This is a genomic window from Streptomyces xingningensis (assembly GCF_054957865.1).
Genome location: NZ_JBDJPF010000006.1, coordinates 1 through 19,008, shown reverse-complemented (window position 1 = coordinate 19,008; position 19,008 = coordinate 1). Strand labels below are relative to the sequence as shown.

Here is a 19,008-nt window from a genome sequence, read left to right as displayed (position 1 = left end):
ACGCCGGGGCGGGCTGACGCGGCACTAGGGTGTGCGGCGTGCTCGCCGCCGCAACCCTGCTGCCCGTCAATGTCACCCTCGGCGTGGTGCTCGCGCTGCTGCTGACCGCGGCCGTGACGGTCGCGGGACTCGCCCACCTCGCCGACCGGCAGGACCGCGGCCACGCCCGGGCGATCGCGCTCGCCGGACTGCGCGCGGCGGTGCAGCTGGCGGCGGTCTCGGTACTGATCGGCTGGGTGGTGCGCCAACTGCCGCTGCTGCTCTGCTTCGTCCTGCTGATGTTCGCGGTGGCGGTACGCACCGCCGGGCGCCGGATCACCGGCAACCGCACCTGGCGGTGGACGGCGCTGCCGATCGGCGCGGGGGTCGCGCCGGTGGTGGCCGTACTGCTGCTGACCGGGCTGGTGCCGGTCAAGGGCATCGCGCTGATCCCGGTCACCGGGATCCTCATCGGCGGCGGACTGACCGCCACGGTCCTCGCCGGGCGGCGCGCGCTCGACGAGCTGGAGCTGCGCCATGGCGAGGTGGAGGCGGGCCTGGCGCTGGGGCTGCCGGACCGGGACGCCCGACTGGAGATCGCCCGCCCGGCGGCCGCCGACGCCCTGCTGCCGGGACTGGACCAGACCCGGACCGTGGGTTTGGTCACCCTGCCGGGGGCGTTCGTCGGCATGCTGCTGGGCGGGGCGTCACCGGTGCAGGCGGGCGCGGTGCAGCTGTTTGTCCTGGTGGCGCTGATGGCCGTGCAGGTGGTGGCGGTGGCCGTGGCCCTGGAGCTGGTCGCCCGCGGCCGCTTGCACCGCCGCCCCGGCCCGTCCCGGCGGCGCCGGTGGTCGCGTACCCTGAACGGAGCAGAAGGGGAGTAGCTCTTCGCCGGACCGTCGACATACTGCTGAGCCCAGCCTCAGCCGGCGCCCGGAGGCCCGTGGTCACCACGGGTCAGCGAGACCTTCGGCCGCAGTGTCCATGACGCTGCCGTGCCGAAGCGACCCCTGATCGATGCGGGACTCTCCGGTGTGGCAGCCCCACCGACAGAGGAATCCCGTGTTCAGCTTCACCGTCGCCGCCCTGGTCTTCGGCGTGATCTTCTTGGCCGAACTGCCGGACAAGACGGCGCTCGCGTCCCTGATGCTCGGCACGCGTTACCGCGCCTCGTATGTCTTCGCCGGGGTGGCCGCCGCCTTCGCCGTGCATGTGGCACTCGCCATCGCGGCGGGCAGCCTGCTGACCCTGCTGCCGCACCGGCTGCTGCAGGCGATCGTCGGCGCCGCCTTCCTGGCGGGCGCCGCGATGCTGCTCCTGACACGGGACGAGGCCGACGAGGAGCTCAGGAAGCCCGCCGACCAGTCCTTCTGGAAGGTGTCCGGGGCGGGATTCATGCTGATCCTGGTCGCCGAGTTCGGCGATCTCACCCAGATCATGACCGCCAACCTGGCCGCCCGCTACAACGACCCGGTCGCGGTCGGCGTCGGCGCGACGCTGGGCCTGTGGGCGGTGGCGGGCCTGGGCATCGTGGGCGGCCGGACGCTGATGAAGCACGTACCGCTGGCGCTGATCACCAAGGTCGCGGCGCTGGTGATGCTCGCGCTGGCGGGCTTCAGCCTCTACGAGGCGGCGGTCGGCTGAGGCATGACGCGCAGCACCAGGCCGCCGTCCGCACCCCGCGCCACCCGCACCTGGGCCAGGTCCATGATGTGCGCATGCGGGGCGTGGGCCGCGGCGCGCGGGCCGACGCCGACCACCCGCATCCCGGCGGCCTTGCCCGCCGCGATGCCCGCCTCGGAGTCCTCGAAGACCACACAGTCCCCAGGGGCGAAGCCCAGCTCGGCCGCGCCCTTGAGGAAGCCCTCCGGGTCCGGCTTGCTGGCGCTGACGCACTCCGCGGTGATCAGGGCCGGAGGCATCGGCAGCCCGGCGGCGCCCATCCGGGCCTCGGCCAGCTTGCCGTCCGCCGAGGTCACCAGGGCGTGCGGGAGCCCCTCGAGCGCTGCCATGAAGGCGGGGGCGCCGGTCACCGGCACCACACCGTCGACATCGGCGGTCTCCGCCTCGAGCATCTGCCGGTTGTCGGCGTGGTTGAGCTCCATCGGGCGGTCGGGCAGCAGCAGGGCCATGGTGGCGTAGCCCTGGCGGCCGTGGACGACCTTCAGCACCTCGCCCGCGTCCAGCCCCTGCTCCCCGGCCCAACGGCGCCAGCAGCGCTCCACCACGGCGTCGGAGTTGACGATCGTGCCGTCCATGTCGAGGAGTACGGCCTGGCAGGCGATGTCGGTCATGGGTACTCCCGTGGTCGAGGGGCGGGGAAGGCTGTTTTGTTTCTCCACGATACAAAACACTCCTGCCCACGCCAAGCGGTCACGCCGCCCGGGCCGCGCCTGGGGGGTGGCCGATGGATCTCCGCGGGAGAAGGAGCGGGGCTCCATCAGCCACCCCCCAGCGCACTCAGCTCCGGCAGCCTGCGCGCGGTCTCCTCGTCCGCCGGCATACACGCGATCAAGCTGAGCCCCGGCTCGTCCACGGCCGCCAGCTTGACGTAGTCGAAGACCAGCCGCCCCAGCCGCGGATGCGCGAACTCCCGCCGCACCGGGCGGAAGTCCGCCACATCGTGGGTATCCCACCAGGCCCGGAACTCCGCACTCGCCTCGCACAGTCCGGCGGTCAGCCGCTCGAAGTCCGGATCGCCGACGTGCCGGCCCGCCCCCGCGCGGTACTGCTCCAGCAGCGCCCGGGCCTGCCCCGGCCAGTCGACCAGCAGCGCACGCAGCTCCGGATCGAGGAACACCCGCCGGATCAGATTCCGCTCGGCCGCCGCCCAGCGCGTCGGATCACCGATCAACCCGCACTCGGCACGATTCCACGCCACCAGATCCCAGTTGGGCGCCACCAGATACGCCGGGTGCGGATCGAGCGCGTCCACCAGCCGCTGCAGCGCCGGCCCCGGCTCCCGGACCCCCTCCGGCGGCTGCTCCGGCAAGGCCTCACCGGCCAGCGCGAACAGATGCCGCGCCTCGGCCGGGGACAACAGCAGCACCCGCGCCAGACTGCCCAGCACCTGACGGCTGACCCCGATGTCCCGCGCCTGCTCCAGCCAGGTGTACCAGGTGACACTGACCCCGGAGAGCTGGGCGACCTCCTCGCGGCGCAGCCCCGGCGTACGGCGACGCGGACCGGCCGGGATCCCGACATCGCGCGGAGTCAGCCGCTCCCGGCGCGAGCGGAGGAACTCCGCGAGGGCCTGCCGGTGTTCTCGATCAGCCACTGCACTCCTTGCGATCCTTTATGGGGCGTACCGCTATGGGGCGTACCGCTATGGGGGTACCCCCGCCACCAGCATAATTTCCCTCTGTATCGCCCCGGCCGCCCGGCGGAACCTCATCCCATGACTACTCGGATACGACCGGCGGCCGCCCCCGTGGCCCCCGTTGCTTCTCCCTGGCGGGCCTTGTCCATCGTCCTGGTCGGCGTGTTCATGGCCGTGCTGGACACCTTCATCGTGCTCGTCGCGACCCCCGCCATCCAGCAGGACCTGCACGCCTCCGACGCCGACGTCCAGCTCATCCTGGCGGGCTACCAACTCGCCTACGCCATCGCGCTGATCACCAGCGCCCGCCTCGGCGACCTGCTCGGCCGCAAGCGGATGTTCCTCACCGGCATGGGCCTGTTCACCCTCGCCTCCGTGGCCTGCGCCGCCGCGCCCGGCGCGGGCAGCCTGATCGCCGCGCGGCTGGTGCAGGGCCTCGGCTCGGCCACGATGTTCCCCCAGGTCTTCTCCGTGATCCAGGTCCTGGTACCGGCCCGGCAGCGCGCCCGGGCCTTCGGGGTGCTCGGCGCGGTCATCGGAATGGCGGGCGTCGTCGGCCAGCTGCTCGGCGGCGTGCTCGTCTCCGCCGACCTCTTCGGCACCTCCTGGCGGCCGATCTTCTGGGTCAACGTCCCCGTCGGCCTGATCACCCTGGCCCTGGCCGCCGCCTTCGTCCCCGAGTCCCGCGCCCCCGGCGCCCGGCGCCTGGACCTGCCGGGCGCCGCCGTCCTGACCGTCGCCCTCTTCCTGCTCGTCGTCCCCCTGGTCGAGGGCCGCGAGACCGGCTGGCCCCTGTGGACCTGGCTGAGCCTGGCCGGATCCGCGCTCGCACTGATCTGCTTCGGTCTGGTCGAACGGCGCGTGGAAGCGCGCGGCGGCGCGCCCCTGGTACGCCTGCGCCTGCTGCGCGAGCGCCCGTTCGCGGTGGGCATGACCCTGGTCCTGCTCACCTACTTCGGCATCAACTCCTTCTTCCTGGTGCTCTCCCTCACCGTGCAGGACGGTCTCGGCCTGGACACCCTCGGCGCGGGCCTGATCTACATCCCCTTCGCCGTCGCCTTCTTCGCGGCCAGCCTCGCGGCCGGGCGGCTCGGCCGGTACGGGCGGCGGGTGTTGCAGTGGGGCGCGCTGGTCGCGGGGCTCGGCTACGCGGTCGCGATCGCCGTGATCGCTTATGCCGGGAGCGAGTTGTCGGCCTGGGACCTGGCCCCGTCCTTCGCCCTGATCGGGGTGGGCAACGGGCTGTTGGTCACCCCGTTGGTGAACGCGGTGCTCTCGCGGGTCACCCCGGCCGAAGTCGGCATGGCCTCCGGGGTGTTGTCCACGGGGCAGCAGATTGGCGGTGCGGTGGGTGTGGCGGTGGTGGGTGTGCTCTACTACGGCTCGCTGGGCGGGGCGCGGCCGGGGGATGCGGGTGCGTACGGGCATGCGCTGATGGCCGCGTTGGGGTTCCATCTGGCGCTGTGCGTGGCGATTTCGGTGCTGCTGCCGTTGCTGCCATTGCAGCCGGAGAAGGCGGCGGAGCAGGGGTGATGGCTGTCCGGGGGCCCGATGTCAGACCCGTGTGGTGTCGTAGTCGCAGTGACGTCGAAGCCAAGGGGCAACCGATGAACCGCGAGCAGTGGCAGCCGTTTCTGAAGCGCTGGAGCGAGGAGTGGATCGTCAGCCACGACCCCGAGAAGGACGGGCCGTTGGACGAGGCGGTCGTGCGGGGCGGCTGGCTGGGCTTCGGCCCGGCGAGGGCGGAGGAGATCGCGGCGGTCGAGGCCCGCCTGGGGCGCCCGCTGCCGCCGTCCCTCCGCGAGTTCCTGCTGATCACCAACGGCTGGCGGGACGCGGGCTGTTTCATCTACCGGCTCGCGGGCGCCCGTGAGCTGGAGTGGCTGGCCGATACCGATGACGACCACTGGATCGACGCCTACAGCGGACTGGCGGAGGAAGACGAGCCGGACGAAAGCGAGATCATAGGGCGCTCCCTGCGGATCTCGCTCGAGGGCGACGCGGCGGTCCTGTTCCTCGACCCGGATGATGTGGACGAGCGCGGCGAGTGGGCCGGTTACTGGCTCTCTTCATGGTCGGGGGAGGGGCCGGAGCGCTTTGACTCGTTCTACGACCTGATGTACGACCAGTACGTCTCGTTCCACGGCCTGCGCAGCCCGGCGGGCGAGACCCGGGATCGCTGGGACGCCAAGGTGGAGCAGGCCCGCCTCGCCGCGCTCAACGGGGAAATCGACGGGCCGTTGGCGGTGCTGGAGGAGGCGGGCAGGTTTGGCCGGGACCGGGCCACGCTGCTGCACTTCCAGCTGCTGGCCATGCTCAACGACTGGTACCACGCGCGCTTGCACAGCGTCGCCGGGCTCGATGGCGCTGTCGATCATCTACGGGATCCGCTGTTCGCGGCGGAGTTGCTCCCGCTGCTCTTCGTCGAGGACAAGCTCCGTGGCTACGGTGATTGCCTCACCCTTCAACAGCTCAGGGAATACGGGCCGGATGGGGTCCGGGAGCTCATCGCGGACTTCGAAGTCCGGCGCGGGGAGCCCGGGTTCCGGCTCGCCTTCGGCAACCCCGAGTTCGATGCGGAGGTGCACCGCATCGTCGACGGGCTCACCGCCGACCCGGCGTTCCACGTTCCGGATCCGTTCGCCGGGGGCGGGTTCGTGGTCGGCACCGTCGCCGAGGAATACGACCGGGCCCAGGAGCGCAAGCGCCGGCTCATCGACGCCGCGTGGCCCGACCTCAGGGCGGCCATCCGGCTATGGCGCCCGAAGAGCGAGGACCATATAGCCCCTGTTGCGCTGTTCGCCGACCCCGTCCTCGCGGAGATGATCAGCGAGGAGCGCGGGCGGGAGATCCTCTCGATGGGGCGGGGGTGAGGGGTTGATCACTCACCGTGGTAAAGCCGTGCCAGGTCGATGAGTTGGATGGTGGGGTCGGCAGCGGCGAGTCGGCGCAGCTCATCGGTGAAGCCCGCACCGCTGAAGCACAGGAATCGGGTAGTGGGTGTGGTGGGGACGGAGGTGTGGGCGGTGATGAGGGAGCGGATGTGCTGGAGACGTTCCAGGTGGCTCGTCCCCATGACCTCATTCCACTTTGACTCGCCGATGGCGAGCAGGGTTTCGCGGCCGTTCCCGGCCTCGTCCTGGCCGAAGACGGCGACGTCCACCTCGCGACTCGCCTTGGCCGCAGGGTCGTTGACCGTGCCGACGGCGACCCGGGAGGCCAGCCCGCCATGAGTGTCGGGGCTTGCGTGCCAGCGGGCCCATTCGCGGCACACCTGCTCGAAGTGTGGGCCGATCACCTTGCTGCGGAACGTGGACTGGGTCCGGCGCCATACGTCGGCTGCCCGGCCCGGCCGTTCGAGATCGCCCCAGACGGGGCGCATCACGGAGTGATAGAAGGTGACGAGGGGCTCGGCGATGCGATAGGCGGAGCGGTTGCGTCGGAACGCATCGGGCTCGTGGGTGATCATCCCGACGTCCTGGAGGACGGTGAGCGGGTGGGGCAAGTCGGTGGACTTGCGTCCCAGGTAGTCGGCGATGCCACCGCGTGAGGCATTGCCGTTGGCGATGGCGGCCAGCACGGAGTGGTAGAGCGCGGTGTCATGAAGCTCGGGTTCTTCGGCGAGCAGATAGCGGGCTTCGCGGAAGAGGGGGCGCGCGGGGTTGAGGACGGTGCGGGTGACCCATGCGTCGAAGTCGGCGGGCCCGGCCGGAGTGTCACCCTGGGTGAATTCGCGGCGGTAGGCGGGGGTGCCGCCGACGATGGCGTGGGTGAGCAGTGCGGTGCGGGGGTCGGAGATCTCCCAGAACCGGGCGGCCAGGCGGAAATCCATGGTGGGTACGACGAGTTCGAGACCGGCACGTCCGCGCAGCGGAGCGTTCCCGGACAGCAGGCGGCCCATGAAGGACAGCGCGGACCCGCACAGCAGCAGACGCACGGGGGTGTTGTGGTGCTGTGCGGTGGGGTCGAGGGCGCGCTGGATGATCGAGGGCAGGGACGGAGAGGCCTTGACGAGGAAGGGGAACTCATCGATCACGGCGGTGGTGGGCCCGCTCTCGGCGATGCGCATGAGCTCGGTGATCGCTTCGTCCCAGTGCGCGAAGCGAAAGGGAGTGGGCTGGTCGCGGTAGCGGGCGAGTGCCTCGCCGAACTGGCGCAGTGCATCCGCTTCGGTCGTCTCGGTGGCGGTGAACATAAAGCCGTCGCTTGCACGGGCAACCGCGTCAAGGAGGAAGGTTTTGCCCTGACGACGACGGCCGGAGACCACGCCGAGCGTGGCCAGTGGGCCGGGCAGGGTGGCGTAGCGGGTCAGTTCGGCCCACTCGAAGTCGCGGTCGAACATCTCGGCTGGTTTGATCACCGGAGCCTCCGTCCAATGGATAGGCGCAGTTATTATAACTGCACCTATCCATGATTGGGCTACCCTACGAGAAGCTCTCCTTGCGCTGGGTGATGGCCTTCTCGAGCTGCACCGCGTACACCTCCACCTGGCCGGGGCCGAGAATGAGCAAGGTCTCCTCGGTGCGGCCGTCCGCATGGTGCAGCGCGATGGGCAAGGACGCTTGCTCCGTCTCTCATGTGCGTGGGTGCCGGATTGTCGACGCCAACTCAACCGGTGGGATGCGGAAGCCGGTACGGCCGTGCCAGGGTGGGGAATTGAATGCCTTGAATTTCAGGGAGGGGTGTCGTGCCTGCTGCCCGTGCCGCCAACAGCAGCCTGGCCTCGTTGATCGCCGAGGCTCGGTGGACCAACGGCCAGTTCGCACGCGCGGTCAACCGTGTCGGCGCGGAGATGGGACTGTCCCTTCGCTACGACGATTCGGCGGTGTGTCACTGGCTGTCCGGCACCATGCCCCGCTCTCGCGTCCGTCCGGCGATTGTCGAGGCCCTGTCGCGCCGTCTCGAACGGCCGATCACATATGCCGAGGTCGGCTTCGCCGCTCCTTCAGGGACAGCCGCAGGGGACAGTGGGAACGTCCTCGAAGACCTCATCGATGTCGGCAGGGCTGACATGGATCCGTCCCGGAGAGGCGTTCTCACCGCAGGTGTGTATTCGGCGGCGCTGGCGGTTCCTCTTTTCTCTGACCTCGTGGGCGGCATGGAACACACCGGCGTCGGCCGTACCACGCGGATCGGGGAGGGCGAAGTCGCCACCGTTCGTGCCATGACCGACAAGATTGCCGACATCCTCGACGAACTCGGTGGCGGCCATGCCCGCCCCATGGCCGCCGCTTTCCTGGTCAACACCGTTGCCCCCTACCTGAAGGCATCGGGCACGGAGCGGGTACGCAAGGACCTGCTCGCCGCCGCGTCCGACCTGGTGTACCTCACCGGCTGGATGGCGATGTACGAGCGCGAGCATGGCCTCGGACAGCGCTACTACGTCAAGGCCCTGAAGCTCGCCGGGGCGGCGGAGGACCATGTCACGTACTGCCGCACCCTCCGCGGGATGAGCCTCCAGGCGTCGAATCTCGGCCATGGCACAAAGGCGCTGCAACTGGCCGATGCCGCCGCCGAAGCCTCGCCGAAGGCGGGGCCGCGCCTGCGGGCGTTCCTCGCCGGGCAGCAGGCCCATGCCGCGTCGATGACCGGCGATCGGCGCACCGCCATCGCTCGTCTCCGGGAGACCGAGATTGCGCTGTCGAAGGCCGACTCGCGGCGGGAGGCCATCGGCGGGTATGACGCCAGTGCGTACCACTTCCATGTTTCCCATGTGCTCCATGAGTTCAAGGATCTCGGGGGCTCGATCCGCTCCATGTGGGAATGCCTCAAGGTCCAGCCCCGGCAGGAGCGTCAAGGGCGTGCGCACTCCAATGGCCTGCTGGCTCAACGTCAGTTTGAACTGGGTCATGTGGATGCTGCCTGCGCGACCTGGCACAGGTTCCTGGACGACTACGTCCAACTGTCGACGGCGCGCGGGGACGAACACTTCGACACGATGCGGCGGCGAATCCGACCGCATGGCAAGTCTCCTTCGGTGCGGGAACTGGACGAACGGGCCCGGGAGATCGCCCGTGTGAAGGCCTGACAGCGAAGCGTGCAGCCTCGGTTGCCGGGATCCGCCCAATCTTCGTCCAGGAGCGCAGAAGGCGGTGACATGTACCCGTCGTCAGGCATAGCCTGGTGACTGGAGGGGCTCCGTGAGCAAGGGGAGGCCTCTGTGAGCGACGTGGTTAGTGCAAGCACCTGTCCCAACATCCGTATGGAGTAGGCATGCACGCGAGCATCCCGCGCAAGATCGCCTCCGCAGCTGTGGCGGCAATGAGCACAACAGCCATCTTCGTTGCCATACCCGCTGAATCGGCGCACGCGGCCAGTAGCTCATGCAGTCCGATGAACAAGGATTCCAGAACGTTCAGGATGGACACGGCCATCGGAAAGATACCGTTCCGCATCTATGTGCGCATGTGTGTGGAGAAGACGGGGGGCGGGCACAGGGCGCACGCTCTCGTCGGCTGGGTCGGCTACGGCGGCAGAGAAACCGGCCGCCGTACGTTCGACGACTTCGAAGTCGCCGTGGCCCTCAACCAGCACGGCAGGGCCGGCATCAAGTCCTATTGCACCATCACCTCCAACATGAACACCGGAAACGACACCCCGTTTGTTTGTGACACGGGCATCGACCGTGGAAGAGGCGGCTCTTGGTCCGCGGGCGGGTACATCAACTACCACCTTCGCGGTAAAGGCAACACCTACTGGGGAGGACTTCACGATTCGCCGACCATCAACTAATGGGAGCCGACGCACGGTTATCGTCGGCACTCTCACGACTTGACGTGCGAAACCGCCGGGTGGCCTCGGCCTCGATCGGCTCCTGGAGCGTGCACTTCAGGAGCCGATGAATCAGCTCGACGGTCGTAAGTCATGTCCCGCTTGACCGGGGTTGCGGTCCAGTCAAGTGGACGTCAACGTGCTGTGCCCATGGGGTAATGGGCTGTGTGCTCCCACAAATCCCACGGCGTTACCCCTGTCTCACAGACAAGCGCACGGTCATCGCTGTCGTAGGCGACGTGGAGGTCCACCGCAACCGCGAGCGGGTGTTCGCGTCCCAACGCCGCGACCTCTTCGATGGTTGCCAGGCGCACGGTGGTCGTATCCATCCCCCGCACCGGAGGACGACCAGTCTCGCGGGTGATGTAGTGGGTGGTCCCCTCGGCGATTGGCCCTGCTTGTGCCAACTTCGGGCAACGGTCGGCTACATCGGCGGGAAACCAGGCGCTCACCAGAGAGAAAGGCGATCCATCATCCAACAGCATCAGCCGGTCCCGGCGCAGTGCCTTTGCTGCGGCTGCAAGGCCGAGGGCATCGATGACATGCGGGGGTGGTACTTCCCTGCCGGGTGTGCCAAGGCGCCGAAATGGACGTCCGCCTGATACGCGGCACGTATTCGCCCGACGCCCTCCGGCCGGGCGGGCGAGCGGGGTCTCGGTGACCCGGAACCCCACGCCCTGTTGCGAGGTGACCGCACCGTCGGCTCGCAGTACGTCAAGAGCCTTGTTCACGGTGGCTCTCGATACGCCCCACTGCTCACACAAGTCCCGGCCTGATGGCAGGAGATTGCCAGGACCGAACTCTCCTTCGGTGATCCGTTGCCTGAGTGAGTCGGCGATCTGCTCGTACTTCAGCATTGGCATGGCTCAATACTCCCGTTCCTCTGGACAGGTTGACCGGCCACGTTGGAGCATCCCCGCATGGTGACCCCTCCCTCTGTGGATCCGGAGATCATCGGCTTCTATACGGAGACTTTCGACGAGGCCAAGCGCCTGACCGCAACCGCCGACGGTGCCCTGGAGTTGATCCGTACCCAAGAGCTCCTCCGCCGCAGTCTTCCCGCTGCCCCCGCCGCGATCCTGGATGTGGGCGGCGGGCCCGGCGTGCACGCCCGGTGGCTGGTCGCCGATGGGTATCAGGTCCACCTGATCGACCCCGTGGCCCGGCATATTGTGCAAGCTCAACAGGTTGAGTGTACGGCTGAATTGGGGGACGCCCGCAATCTCCCTGCCGCTGACGACTCCTACGACGTCGTCCTTCTCCTCGGCCCGCTCTACCACCTGCTGGACCGGGCTGATCGCCTGCAGGCGCTGGCCGAAGCCCGCCGCGTGGCCAGGCCCGGCGGTCTCGTCGCGGCGGCGGCGATCAATCGGTACGCGTCCCTCTTCGAACACACCGCGACCACCTGGCTGGAGCGGGAGCGCGTTCACGACGCCGTGACGGACATCCTGGCGACCGGGCGGCATGAGCCCGGCCGCAAGGGATTCACTGCGGCGTACTTCCACACCGCCGACGGGCTCTCGGAGGAGCTGCGCAGCTCGGGGTTCGGTGAGGTGAGCGTGCACGGCATCGAGGGGCCGACCTGGTCGCTGCTCAAGGCGGCCGAGCAGCACTCTGGGGAGTCGCTCATCGGGTCGGCGATGTTCAATGCGGCGCTGGCGGCGGCGCGGGCCGCCGAGTCATATCCGGATCTGCTGGCCGCGGGCTCGCACCTGCTCGCCATGGCGCGCGCCTGAACGGAGACAATGCGTCTGAACAGAGACAAGCGGCCCCGCCCACTGGTCAGGGAGTGCGGGCGGAGCCACTTTGTTTCTCAAAGATACAAAAAGTCCTGTCCCCAGCGTCAACGCACCAGGTCAACGCCCTTCCGGGGGTCGTAGGCAGGCTGTCGATGGCCTACCCCGGCGCGCCGGGAGCGGCCGTTCCGCTCACGATGGAGCTGATGGCCCGACTCCGGGAGTGGCCCCGGAACCGGGCCGAGCCGGACCCAGGGAGCTCCCATGGCGCAGGACACCCCGGGCCCCGTGACAACTGCGGAGCCCATACCCGGCGAGGGGCAGGACGTCCGTGCCGTAAGGGTCGCGATCGGCGCGCTGCTGCTTGGCATGCTGCTGGCCGCCCTCGACCAGACGATCGTCTCGACCGCGCTGCCGACCATCGTCAGCGACCTGGGCGGGCTGGCCCACCTCTCCTGGGTGGTCACCGCGTATATGCTCGCCTCCACCGCGGCGACCCCGCTCTGGGGCAAGCTCGGTGACCAGTACGGGCGCAAGAAGCTCTTCCAGGCCGCCATCGTGATCTTCCTGGCCGGCTCCGCGCTCTGCGGACTCGCCCAGAACATGCCGCAGTTGATCGGCTTCCGCGCGTTCCAGGGACTGGGCGGCGGCGGGTTGATGGTGCTGTCGATGGCGATCGTCGGCGACATCGTGCCGCCCCGGGACCGAGGCCGTTACCAGGGACTCTTCGGTGCGGTCTTCGGCGGGTCGAGCGTGCTGGGGCCGCTGCTCGGCGGGGTGTTCGTGGACTACCTCAGCTGGCGCTGGGTGTTCTACATCAACCTGCCGATCGGCGTCGTGGCGCTCGCCGTGATCGCCGCCGTCCTGCACATCCCCGCCGACCGGACCCGGCACCGCATCGACTACCTCGGCACCCTCCTCATCGCCTGCGTGGCGACCTGCCTGGTGCTGATGACCTCGCTCGGCGGCACCAGCTACCCCTGGTCGTCCTGGCAGATCATCCTGCTCGGCGTGCTCGGGGTGGCGCTGCTGCTGCCCTTCGTCCTGGTGGAGCGGCGGGCGGCCGAGCCCGTGCTGCCGCTCGGCCTCTTCCGGATCCAGACCTTCACCCTCTGCTCGGTGATCGGCTTTGTGGTCGGCTTCGCGATGTTCGGGTCCATGACCTATCTGCCGACCTTCCTCCAGGTGGTGCACGGGGTCTCGCCGACGCTGTCCGGGGTGCACATGCTGCCGATGGTGGCCGGGATGCTGATCTCCTCCACCGGCTCCGGCCAACTGGTCAGCCGCACCGGCCACTACAAGGTCTTCCCCATCGCCGGCACCGCGGTGATGGTCCTCGGCCTGCTCCTGCTGCACCAGCTCGACCTCACCACCAGCACCGCCGTGATGAGCCTCTACTTCTTTGTCTTCGGCTTCGGACTCGGCCTGGTGATGCAGGTGCTGGTGCTGATCGTGCAGAACTCCGTCGGCTATGGGGACCTGGGCGTCGCCACCTCCGGGGCCACCTTCTTCCGCTCCATCGGCGGCTCCTTCGGCGTCTCCATCTTCGGCACGATCTTCGCCAACAAGCTGGGCCCACGCATCGCCGACGCCCTCTCCGGCGTATCCCTGCCCCCAGGAGTCACACCCGCCACGCTCTCCGCCGACCCGCGCGCCGTGGCCAAATTGCCTCCGGCCACCAGGACCGCCGTCCTGGGCGCATACTCCCAGTCGATCACCGATGTCTTCCTCTATGCCGTGCCCGCCGGGATCCTCGCCTTCCTCCTCGCCTGGCTGCTCAGGGAGCAGCCGCTGCGGGCCAGCGTCACCACCCCGGACGCCAGCGAGATCGTCTCCAGCAACCCGGTGCAACGCTCCTCGCGCGACGAGTGCGCCCGCGCGCTGTCCCTGCTCGGCAGCCGGGAGGGACGCAAGCAGATCTACGAGGACGTAACCGCCCGGGCCGGACTCGACCTGCTGCCCGCCGCCAGCTGGATGCTGGTGCGCATCAACCGGCAGGGGGCGGTCGTTCCGCCGCTGCTCGCCGAGCGCGCGGGCGTGCCGCTGCGGGCCGTCACCGAGGCGGAGCGGCAGCTGGAGACCCGCGCGCTGGTGGTCCGCGAAGGGGTGGAGCTCCGCCTCACCGACGAGGGCCGCCGCCAGGCCGAACTGCTGCTGCGCGCCCGCGAACAGTCGCTCGCGGAGCTGCTGGGCGACTGGTGGACGCCGGACCGGCCGCACGATCTCGACGCGCTGGTAAGGGAGTTGTGCAGCGAGCTGTCCGGCTCGGACGCGGAGCAGCCGCACGACGGCGACGGCGACGTCCGGCCGGACCACCGGCATCCCTGAGCCGCGCCGGCTCTTCGGGCAGCTGTCAGGGCGTGCGGCGGGCGCGGCGGCGGAACACGGCCACGGTCACGGCCACGGCGGCGAGGACGGCGACCGCCGCCGCCCCGAAGAGAGCACCGTTGTGGTCGACGGACGCGGCCTGGCACCGCGCGGCGCCGAACGCGCCGGCATCGGTGACCCGAAGGCGCGCCAAGGGCTTCTTCTTGGTGATTGGGCCGTCTCCATACACCGGGTAGAGACCGGGTTTGGCACCGCATTTGATGTGCACGGTAGCCTTTATGTCGTCGGCCTTGCCAAACGGGTCGCCCGTTACCGACCTGGGGGTAAATGCCGAGGAGGTGACTTTTGTGGTTCCATCCGTGGTGAACGTGAGACGGCTGCCGGGCCGGAAGGAGCGGACATCCCAGGGGGATTGTGGCCATTCGGAGTCGGCGGGCCACTGCTCCTCCGGCGGATCGGCCGGCGCGGGGTGGTTCTTCGCGTCCTCGCGGCACTTCTGCCGGGCCGCGGCACTGAACTCCTGGACGCGGACCCGAGTCCACCGCACGCCGCGAAACGGGTCGCTTCCGTCCATGGGCTGCCGGGAGGTGACCGGATATTCCCCGGGCCGGGCATCGCACTTGACGGTGACCTTGGCGGTCAGCCAGGGAGTGTGCATCCGCAGCGTCCCCTCGCCGGCGAATGCCTCCGAGCCGACCAGGTCGCCGTTGTCGACCAGCGCATTCTCAAGCCGGGACCGCACGGTGAGGTGGTCTCCGGGGCGGACGGAGTAAACCTCTCCGGACTTCAGAGGTATCGGCTCGGCTGCCACCGCCGGGACGGTGTTCACCGCACCCAGCAGAAGGAGCGCTGCGATTACTGCTGCACGCAGTCGATTCATGGCCGGCCTCGTTCTCTCCGGGTGCCCTGGACACCCAGGGAGATGCCGTTCCGGCCTCCCGGGTTCAACCTGCCCGGAGATCGCCGGGTTTTCCGTACGGGCGGCAGGGCGCGGCACCCGCGGATGCCGCGCCCGGTGACCTCAGCCCTGCTTCGGCGCCGCCTGCTGCACCACCTCGAACGACCACAGGGTGGAACCGGAGGCGGCGGGCCGCTGTTTGGGGGCGCCCTCGCCGCCGCCCTGGTGGGCGGCCTTCATCGGGCCCTCCATCCAGGCCTGGAAGTCCGCCTCGCTGCGCCAGCGCGTATAGACGAGGTACTGGTCCGTGCCCTCGACCGGACGCAGCAGCTCGAACCACTCGAAGCCGTCCGAGCTCTCCACGGCCCCGGCGCGCGCGGCGAAGCGCTGCTCGAGGACTTCGCGCTGCTCGGCGGGGACGGTCAGGACGTTGATCTTGACGATGCTCATGTGCCCCATCCTGCCGCAGCCGGCGAAACCCCTCACCGGCGCCCGGGCCTCAGTAGAGTGGGCCGTCGGTGTGAGAAGAGGAGCCCATCATGAGCGCAGCCGAGCAGCCCACCGGCGGCGAGATCCTTGCCAGGCCCGAGCGCACCCCCGATGCGCTGCGTATGGCGCTCGCCCGGCTCGCGCCGCACCGGTTGGCCGAGATGGAACAGCAGAAGAACGAGGCGTTCCAGATCGCTGCGAAGACCAATAGCCTCGGGCCTATTCACGGCTGGTTGACGATCTGGGCGAGCGAGGTCGAGATCGAACGCCGTCCCGAACTTTTGGCTAGACGCCGGGCCGCGCTGCAGTCCGTGCAGACCCTTGACCGGGACGACCCGGCTTGGCGTGCTGCCATGGATGAATATGTGGCTGTTCTGAACGAGGCTCGTGAGGCTGCCGGGTGAGCTGGGCATGGGAATACGACCCCAACGAGCACCATGTCGTCGCAGGCGCTTCACCCGTACTGGTTGCACAGGTCGAGGAGAAGGCCGCCGAGCTGGTTCGTGCGGCGGAGGCCCTGTACCTCGACGGGACGGCCTATGAAGGTTTCTCTCCACAAGGAGGGACGGCGCTGGTGGCCGCCGGGATGTTCGTCTACCAGACCGTACCGCGACACGAGCGTGTCTATGTGCTGCAGGTGACCGCCTGGTAAGCGCCGCAAACCCTGCTCCCGGCCGCTGTGCGCTAAATTCAGGCCATCCATGGGCGGTCCTCAGGTGACCGGGGGGTGACCTGCGTCTGTTCTCAAGGACTCAGTAAGGTCTCAAAGAGCCCGACGAGGGTGACCGAGCTGGGCGACTGGAGGAGCAGCGGGGCGTGGCGAATGCAGAGCAGGGCGGGCTGGGGAGTCCGTCGAGGGCGGGTTCGCGGACCGTCATCACCCTGGGCGGGCTGTGGATCCTCGCCGGGCTGCTGGCTGCGCGCCAAGCTGCGGTGGTGCTGCGGCGGCCACCCGAGCGCCGGTTCACCGATCTTGCGACGTGGATAGGGGAGCACGGCGTCCTGCGGGTGCGCGGATCCTTCTATGACACGGACAAGTTCACCGGCACCCCGTTCGCGGGGCTGGTGCTCAAACCGCTGACGGCCGCCGCCGAGCGCAGCCTCGGCATCGGCTGGACCTTTGGCACGCTGCTTCTGGTCGTCGCCCTCGCACTGGTCGCCGCCCGGGCCCTGCCGGGGCCGCTCTCCCGGCGTACCGCCCTGGTCGCGTCGCCCATAGCGGTGATCCTCACCGTGCTCTCGCTGCCCGTGCGCAACACCTTCAACCTCGGGCAGACCAGCATCATCCCCGTCCTGCTGGTGCTGCTGGGCTGCTGTCTGCCCCGGCTCGCCCAGGGCTCGGGGCGGGCGAGCGGCGCCCTCATCGGCGTCGCGGCCGCGCTGCAGCCCGCCGTGCTGCTCTTCGCCCCGCTGCTCTGGCTGACCGGACGCCGCCGCGCGGCCGTCACCACCGGTGTCACCTTCGCCGCGTTCACCACACTGGCCTGGGCTGTGGTGCCCGACGACTCATGGATGTACTGGGTGCACCACCTCGCCGGGGCGGGCCTCGGCGACAAGCCCGACGGGCTGGCCAACCAGTCGCTGCACGGGCTGCTGCTGCGCGTCGGCCTGCACGGCCCGGCCGAGATCACGCTCTACGCACTGCTCGCCCTCGCCGTCGCCGTGCTCGGCCTGCGCCGCGCCGTGCGCTACGCCCGGGACGGGCAGCCGCTGCTCGCGACGGCCATCACCGGCTGTGTCGCGGTCGCCGTGTCGCCCACGGCCTGGCAGCACCAGCAGCTGTGGATCCTGCTCGCGGTCTGCGGGCGGGTCGGCAAGCGCCGGGCCGACCGGCTGGTGTGGCCCGTCCTCATCGTCCTGGTGATGACGCTCACCAGCAGGGTCCTGGTGCCGGACAACCCGTTCCTCGGCCCGGTCGGCGACAACGCCCCGCTGCTCGCGGCCCTGGCGGCCGCCTGCCTGGTGCCGTTCCTGTCGCGCACCTCGCCGCTGTGGGACCGGCCCACGCCGACCCCGGTCGCCGAGCCGCAGCGCGGGCGCTTCTCCTGGGTGCCGCTGCTCGGCTTCTGGCGCCGCCCGCTGAATCGTCCCAACCTGCTGCTCGAGTTGATGCTGATCAGGGTGGGCTACTTCGTCTACTCCTACATCCGCGGCAACGCACCCGATGAGCGGAGCCTCGCGGAGTCCCACGGCCGGCAGATCCTCGGCATCGAGGAATTTCTGCACATCGATATCGAGCATGGCTTCAACCACTTTGTGGCGGGCCTGGACTGGCTCACGGACAGCATGAATTACTACTACGGCACCTTCCACTTCCTGGTGCCGCTGTCCCTGCTGGGCTTCCTCTACCTGCGCCGCCCGGCCACCTATCGCTGGGCGCGCACAGCCCTGGCCTTTGCCACCCTGCTGGCGCTCGTCGGCTTCTGGGCCTATCCGCTGGCGCCGCCGCGCCTGATGCCGGGCCGTGGCTTCATCGACACCGCCAATGGCCCACAGGATCTCTCCAACCCCGACTTCGGGGCGCTGACCGAGCTGTCCAACCAGTACGCGGCCATGCCCTCGCTGCACATCGGCTGGTCCCTGTGGTGCGGCATCGTGATCGCGATCGTGGCGCCCAAGCTGTGGATGAAGGCGCTGGGCATGGTCTACCCGGTGCTGACCTTCCTGGTGATCGTCGGCACCGCCAACCACTATGTGCTGGACGCGCTCGGCGGCGCCCTGGTGGTCAGCTGCGGCTTCGCCATCCAGTACGCACTGACCGGGCCCGGCCGCCGGGCGCTGGCGAAGATCCCCGGGGCACGGAGCGAGAGCGAGCCGCCCCGGTCGGCTCCTGTGAGCGAACCTCGGGCGGCGCGTCTCGACGTCTGATTGCCGCCAGCGTGACCAGCGGCATCCGTTGATGCTGGTGCCATGACCAGCACAACACCAGTTTTTATCGGAGATGCCCCATCCGTTCTCCGTGGCATGTACGCGGCCGAGAACCGCTATCTGGCGGCCGGGGGTCCGGGCAAGGCCTCCTTCGCCATGCTCGCCCCCTACTTCGCCTATGACGTCGTGCTCCACCAGCCCGAGGGCCTGCCGTATGGGGGCACCTGGCACCGGCACGACGGCATGGCACGGTTCTTCCTCGCGATGAGCGAGACCTGGGAGCGGTTCGACATCGGGGAGCAGGAGTTCTTCCCCATCGGTGCCGACGGTGTGGTCGTCCTCAGCCGGATCCACGCCCGCGCCCGGGCCACCGGGCGGGAACTCGACTTCCCGATCCTGCAGCGGGTGCTGGTGCGCGACGGACGCATCGCCGAAATCTGGCCGTTCTACTGGGACACCGCGGCGATCGCCGAGGCATGCGCGGGGTAGGGGTGTGGGGGGGGGGGGGGGGGGGGCCGCCGGCGCCCCCCCGGGGGGGGGCGGGGGGCGCCGCGGGCGGCCCGCCGGCGCGCGGCCCGGGGGGGGGGGGGGGGGGGGGCGGCGGCGGGCCCCCCCCCCCC

General features: G+C 69.6%; 19 protein-coding genes. 12 read left to right on the top strand and 7 right to left on the bottom strand.

Translation table 11 applies throughout. The features are described 5' to 3' along the window. The first annotated feature begins 38 nt into the window (after nucleotides 1-38). Both ABCR83_RS04965 and ABCR83_RS04960 read left to right on the top strand, forming a co-directional pair. Nucleotides 39-863 (top strand): ABC transporter permease, encoded by an 825-nt coding sequence (locus ABCR83_RS04965; protein ID WP_462693541.1) that lies wholly within the window; start codon nucleotides 39-41, stop codon nucleotides 861-863. A 178-nt stretch (nucleotides 864-1,041) separates the two neighbouring features. Continuing rightward, nucleotides 1,042-1,623: a TMEM165/GDT1 family protein gene (locus tag ABCR83_RS04960; protein WP_462693540.1), complete on the top strand. Its 582-nt coding sequence runs from the start codon at nucleotides 1,042-1,044 to the stop codon at nucleotides 1,621-1,623. Here the strand turns inward: ABCR83_RS04960 and ABCR83_RS04955 are convergent. Continuing rightward, nucleotides 1,602-2,273 carry an HAD-IA family hydrolase gene (locus ABCR83_RS04955; protein WP_462693539.1) on the bottom strand — a complete coding sequence of 224 codons (672 nt, stop codon included), beginning with the start codon at nucleotides 2,271-2,273 and terminating at the stop codon, nucleotides 1,602-1,604. The two genes, ABCR83_RS04960 and ABCR83_RS04955, sit on opposite strands and share 22 nt — an antisense overlap. Before the next feature lie 146 nt (nucleotides 2,274-2,419). Continuing rightward, nucleotides 2,420-3,256, bottom strand: coding sequence for a helix-turn-helix transcriptional regulator (locus ABCR83_RS04950; protein ID WP_462693538.1), 837 nt, complete (start codon nucleotides 3,254-3,256; stop codon nucleotides 2,420-2,422). Nucleotides 3,257-3,376: 120 nt separating this feature from the next. Between ABCR83_RS04950 and ABCR83_RS04945 the strand changes: the two genes are divergently transcribed. Both ABCR83_RS04945 and ABCR83_RS04940 read left to right on the top strand, forming a co-directional pair. Next, on the top strand, nucleotides 3,377-4,831 hold the full coding sequence (locus ABCR83_RS04945; RefSeq protein ID WP_462693537.1) for an MFS transporter: 1,455 nt from the start codon (nucleotides 3,377-3,379) through the stop codon (nucleotides 4,829-4,831). A gap of 74 nt (nucleotides 4,832-4,905) precedes the next feature. Beyond that, complete coding sequence (locus ABCR83_RS04940) at nucleotides 4,906-6,171, top strand: SMI1/KNR4 family protein (protein WP_462693536.1); 1,266 nt, start codon at nucleotides 4,906-4,908, stop codon at nucleotides 6,169-6,171. An 8-nt stretch (nucleotides 6,172-6,179) separates the two neighbouring features. On the opposite strand, the gene ABCR83_RS04935 is transcribed toward ABCR83_RS04940, so the two are convergent. Together ABCR83_RS04935 and ABCR83_RS04930 are read right to left on the bottom strand one after the other, a co-directional pair. Next, on the bottom strand, nucleotides 6,180-7,640 hold the full coding sequence (locus tag ABCR83_RS04935; protein ID WP_462693674.1) for an AAA family ATPase: 1,461 nt from the start codon (nucleotides 7,638-7,640) through the stop codon (nucleotides 6,180-6,182). 82 nt (nucleotides 7,641-7,722) lie between these two features. After that, the gene (locus ABCR83_RS04930) at nucleotides 7,723-7,854 is read right to left on the bottom strand and encodes a hypothetical protein (protein WP_462693535.1); all 132 of its coding nucleotides are present in this window, start codon (nucleotides 7,852-7,854) and stop codon (nucleotides 7,723-7,725) included. Between the two features lie 131 nt (nucleotides 7,855-7,985). Between ABCR83_RS04930 and ABCR83_RS04925 the strand changes: the two genes are divergently transcribed. After that, entirely contained in the window at nucleotides 7,986-9,326 is a 1,341-nt protein-coding gene (locus ABCR83_RS04925; protein WP_462693534.1) for a hypothetical protein, read from the top strand. Between the two features lie 185 nt (nucleotides 9,327-9,511). Next, on the top strand, nucleotides 9,512-10,030 hold the full coding sequence (locus ABCR83_RS04920; protein WP_462693533.1) for a hypothetical protein: 519 nt from the start codon (nucleotides 9,512-9,514) through the stop codon (nucleotides 10,028-10,030). A gap of 173 nt (nucleotides 10,031-10,203) precedes the next feature. Here the strand turns inward: ABCR83_RS04920 and ABCR83_RS04915 are convergent, their stop codons facing one another. Continuing rightward, nucleotides 10,204-10,932, bottom strand: coding sequence for a GntR family transcriptional regulator (locus ABCR83_RS04915; RefSeq protein ID WP_462693532.1), 729 nt, complete (start codon nucleotides 10,930-10,932; stop codon nucleotides 10,204-10,206). A 57-nt stretch (nucleotides 10,933-10,989) separates the two neighbouring features. Here ABCR83_RS04915 and ABCR83_RS04910 point away from each other — a divergent pair, with 57 nt between their 5' ends. Then, nucleotides 10,990-11,805 (top strand): class I SAM-dependent methyltransferase, encoded by an 816-nt coding sequence (locus tag ABCR83_RS04910; RefSeq protein ID WP_462693531.1) that lies wholly within the window; start codon nucleotides 10,990-10,992, stop codon nucleotides 11,803-11,805. A gap of 264 nt (nucleotides 11,806-12,069) precedes the next feature. Beyond that, on the top strand, nucleotides 12,070-14,133 hold the full coding sequence (locus tag ABCR83_RS04905) for an MFS transporter (RefSeq protein ID WP_462693530.1): 2,064 nt from the start codon (nucleotides 12,070-12,072) through the stop codon (nucleotides 14,131-14,133). A 25-nt stretch (nucleotides 14,134-14,158) separates the two neighbouring features. On the opposite strand, the gene ABCR83_RS04900 is transcribed toward ABCR83_RS04905, so the two are convergent. Then, nucleotides 14,159-15,013 carry a hypothetical protein gene (locus ABCR83_RS04900; RefSeq protein WP_462693529.1) on the bottom strand — a complete coding sequence of 285 codons (855 nt, stop codon included), beginning with the start codon at nucleotides 15,011-15,013 and terminating at the stop codon, nucleotides 14,159-14,161. A gap of 141 nt (nucleotides 15,014-15,154) precedes the next feature. Continuing rightward, nucleotides 15,155-15,481: an antibiotic biosynthesis monooxygenase family protein gene (locus ABCR83_RS04895; protein WP_462693528.1), complete on the bottom strand. Its 327-nt coding sequence runs from the start codon at nucleotides 15,479-15,481 to the stop codon at nucleotides 15,155-15,157. Between the two features lie 89 nt (nucleotides 15,482-15,570). Between ABCR83_RS04895 and ABCR83_RS04890 the strand changes: the two genes are divergently transcribed. The 4 genes from ABCR83_RS04890 to ABCR83_RS04875 all read left to right on the top strand — a co-directional run bounded on the left by ABCR83_RS04890 (nucleotide 15,571) and on the right by ABCR83_RS04875 (nucleotide 18,877). Beyond that, nucleotides 15,571-15,924, top strand: coding sequence for a hypothetical protein (locus ABCR83_RS04890; protein ID WP_462693527.1), 354 nt, complete (start codon nucleotides 15,571-15,573; stop codon nucleotides 15,922-15,924). Then, complete coding sequence (locus tag ABCR83_RS04885; RefSeq protein WP_462693526.1) at nucleotides 15,921-16,172, top strand: hypothetical protein; 252 nt, start codon at nucleotides 15,921-15,923, stop codon at nucleotides 16,170-16,172. The genes ABCR83_RS04890 and ABCR83_RS04885 overlap by 4 nt, the downstream gene beginning before the upstream one ends. A gap of 164 nt (nucleotides 16,173-16,336) precedes the next feature. Beyond that, nucleotides 16,337-18,388 (top strand): bifunctional glycosyltransferase 87/phosphatase PAP2 family protein, encoded by a 2,052-nt coding sequence (locus ABCR83_RS04880; RefSeq protein ID WP_462693525.1) that lies wholly within the window; start codon nucleotides 16,337-16,339, stop codon nucleotides 18,386-18,388. 96 nt (nucleotides 18,389-18,484) lie between these two features. Beyond that, complete coding sequence (locus ABCR83_RS04875; RefSeq protein ID WP_462693524.1) at nucleotides 18,485-18,877, top strand: nuclear transport factor 2 family protein; 393 nt, start codon at nucleotides 18,485-18,487, stop codon at nucleotides 18,875-18,877. The last annotated feature ends 131 nt before the right edge of the window (nucleotides 18,878-19,008 follow it).